The 2,559-nt window shown below is 70.1% G+C and carries 3 protein-coding genes; all 3 read left to right on the top strand.

Going from position 1 to position 2,559, the window contains the following annotated elements; translation table 11 throughout:
• The coding region (locus tag V7D28_RS14820; protein ID WP_333588152.1) for an SAM-dependent methyltransferase at positions 1 to 461 on the top strand (461 nt) is incomplete at its 5' end.
• Positions 458 to 1,231: a peptidoglycan editing factor PgeF gene (gene pgeF / locus V7D28_RS14815; protein ID WP_333588151.1), complete on the top strand. Its 774-nt coding sequence runs from the start codon at positions 458 to 460 to the stop codon at positions 1,229 to 1,231. The genes V7D28_RS14820 and pgeF, both read left to right, overlap by 4 nt.
• 81 nt (positions 1,232 to 1,312) lie before the next feature.
• Positions 1,313 to 2,248 (top strand): ribose-phosphate pyrophosphokinase, encoded by a 936-nt coding sequence (locus tag V7D28_RS14810; RefSeq protein WP_333588150.1) that lies wholly within the window; start codon positions 1,313 to 1,315, stop codon positions 2,246 to 2,248.
• The last annotated feature ends 311 nt before the right edge of the window (positions 2,249 to 2,559 follow it).

The following is a 2,559-nucleotide window of genomic DNA, read 5'->3' as shown; positions in this document are numbered from 1 at the left end:
ACATCGTGGAGATATCCGCCGCCCAGCAGGCCCTGGGCGCCGAGTTGGGGGAGAGACTTTCCGCTGACGGGGGGGCGGCCCTGCTCATCGACTATGGGCCGGCGGAGGGCGAGGCCGGCGGCGACACATTCCAGGCCTTGAAAGCTCACCGCAAGGTCGACCCCCTGGCCTGCCCGGGCGAGGCCGACCTGACCGTTCACGCCCAGTTCGCCCAGGTGGCCGAGGCCGCTCGGGCGGCCGGCGCCCGGGCCGCCCCCCTGCTGACCCAGGCGCAGTTCCTGGGACGGATGGGAATCGAGACCCGCGCCCGCGCCCTGGCGGCCGCCCGCCCCGACCAGTCCGACCGCCTGGCCCGCCAGTTCCACCGGCTCACCTCGCCCGACCAGATGGGCCAGCTGTTCAAGGTCCTCTGCCTGCATGGTCAAGACCTCTCACCTCCCGGCTTCGAGACCGCCCCATGACCTCCGCCCTGCCCGCCCTCACCTCGAGCCTGCTGAGCGCCGCGGGCGTCCGCCACGCCTTCTTCACCCGCAAAGGCGGCGTCTCCCAGGGCCTCTATGCCAGCCTGAACACCGGCCCCGGGTCCGGCGACGCCCCCGAGGCGGTGGCGGAGAACCGTCGCCGGGCCGCCGCCCATTTCGGACTTCCGGCTCCCGCCCTGGCCACCTGCCACCAGATCCATTCGGCCATCGCCCACCGCGCCGCCGAAAGCTGGGGCGAGGCGCGGCCCGAAGGCGATGCGGTGGTGACCACGACGCCAGGCGTCATCTGTGGCGCGCTGGCCGCCGACTGCGCCCCCATCCTGCTGGCCGACCCGGAGGCCGGCGTGGTCGCCGCCGCCCATGCCGGCTGGAAGGGCGCCCTGGACGGAGTGGTGGCCGCCACCGTGGCGGAGATGACGGCGGCCGGCGCGCGCCCCGAACGCATCCTGGCCGCGGTCGGTCCCTGCATCGCCCAGGCCTCCTATGAGGTGGGAAAGGACTACCGCGACCGCTTCGTGGCCGAGGGCGCCCAATTCGACCGGTTCTTCGCCCCCGGCCAGAGCCCCGACAAGCGACAGTTCGACCTGCCGGGATTCGTCCTGGACCGCCTGGCCGCAGCCTGCGTCGTTCGGGCCGAGGCCCTGGGCCGCGACACCTGCGCCGAGGCCGAACACTTCTTTTCCAATCGCCGGGCTTTCAAGGCCGGCGAGGCGGATTACGGGCGACTTCTGTCGGCCATCACCCTCTGATCGCGGCCCAAGGGTTGCCGGGGGCGAGGCCCGTGGATTAAAGCCCGCCGGACAAAGGCGCGCGGACCTCAGGGGACTTGAATGAAACTGCTGGCGGGCAACTCCAACCAGGCTCTCGCCCAGGCCGTCTCCGACCATCTGGACGTGCCCCTGACGCGGGCCCAGGTGAAGCGCTTCGCCGACAACGAGGTCTGGGTGACCATCGACGAGAATGTCCGCGGCGAGGACGTCTTCGTGATCCAGTCCACCAGCTACCCGGCCAACGACAATCTGATGGAGCTGCTGATCTGCATCGATGCGCTCAAGCGCGCCTCGGCCCGGCGGATCACGGCGGTGATGCCCTATTTCGGCTATGCCCGGCAGGACCGTAAGACCGGCGGCAGGACGCCCATCTCCGCCAAGCTGGTCTCCAACCTGATCACCCGCGCCGGCGCCGACCGGGTGCTGACCATGGATCTGCACTCCGGCCAGATTCAGGGCTTTTTCGACATCCCCACCGACAACCTGCTTTCCGCGCCGCTGCTGGCCAACGACATCAAGGCCCACTACCAGGCCCCCGACGAGATGATGATCGTCTCGCCCGACGTGGGCGGGGTGGTGCGGGCGCTCGCCGTCGCCAGCCGGCTGAACGCCGAACTGGCCATTGTCGACAAGCGGCGCTCCGGCCCCGGCAAGAGCGAGGTGGCCAATATCATCGGCGACGTGGCGGGGCGCCGCTGCGTGCTGTTCGACGACATCATCGACGGGGGCGGCACGCTCTGCAACGCCGCCCAGGCCCTGGTGGACGGGGGCGCGTCTGAGGTGTCGGCCTATGTCACCCACGGCGTCCTCTCAGGCGCGGCCATCGAGCGGGTGGACGCCTCGGTCCTGAAGGAACTGGTGATGACCGACTCCATCGCCGCGCCGGAACGGGCCGCTTCGGCGGGCAAGATCCGCTATGTGAGCTGCGCGGGCCTGATCGGCGAGGCGGTGCGGCGCATCGCGAACGAGGAATCGGTCTCCAAGCTGTTCGACTGAGGCCTCGCCCGACCGCTATCGAACCTGTGCGCAGAGCCGCCTGCGGCGCCGCTTGCAGCGGCGCGGCGCGTGTGCTGTTGGACGATCTGTCCCTCGCCCCAAGGGCGAGGCTTCTGGCCAAGCTTGGTGAACAATAGTTTACGATGTTGAGGCCATGATGGCGCCGAACCCCCATGGTATGGTCTTCGGCGGTTAGGGAAGGGATGTCTCGCCCATGAGCACGGCCACTCGTCTTCGCGGCGCACTCACGGCGCTCTCGATCACCGGCTTCGCCATTCTGGCGGGCTGCGCACAGCCCCCGGCGCCTGAAC

The organism is Phenylobacterium sp., assembly GCF_036723115.1.
Classification (GTDB): Bacteria; Pseudomonadota; Alphaproteobacteria; order Caulobacterales; family Caulobacteraceae; genus Phenylobacterium.
The sequence above is the reverse complement of the archived record's forward strand: the minus strand, read 5'-3'. Positions and strand labels throughout refer to the sequence as shown.

Bases quoted from the DNA above. Each gene is read 5' to 3' on its own strand.
- V7D28_RS14810 (WP_333588150.1), top strand. From the start codon at position 1,313: ATGAAACTGCTGGCGGGCAACTCCAACCAGGCTCTCGCCCAGGCCGTC.
- pgeF (WP_333588151.1), top strand. From the start codon at position 458: ATGACCTCCGCCCTGCCCGCCCTCACCTCGAGCCTGCTGAGCGCCGCG.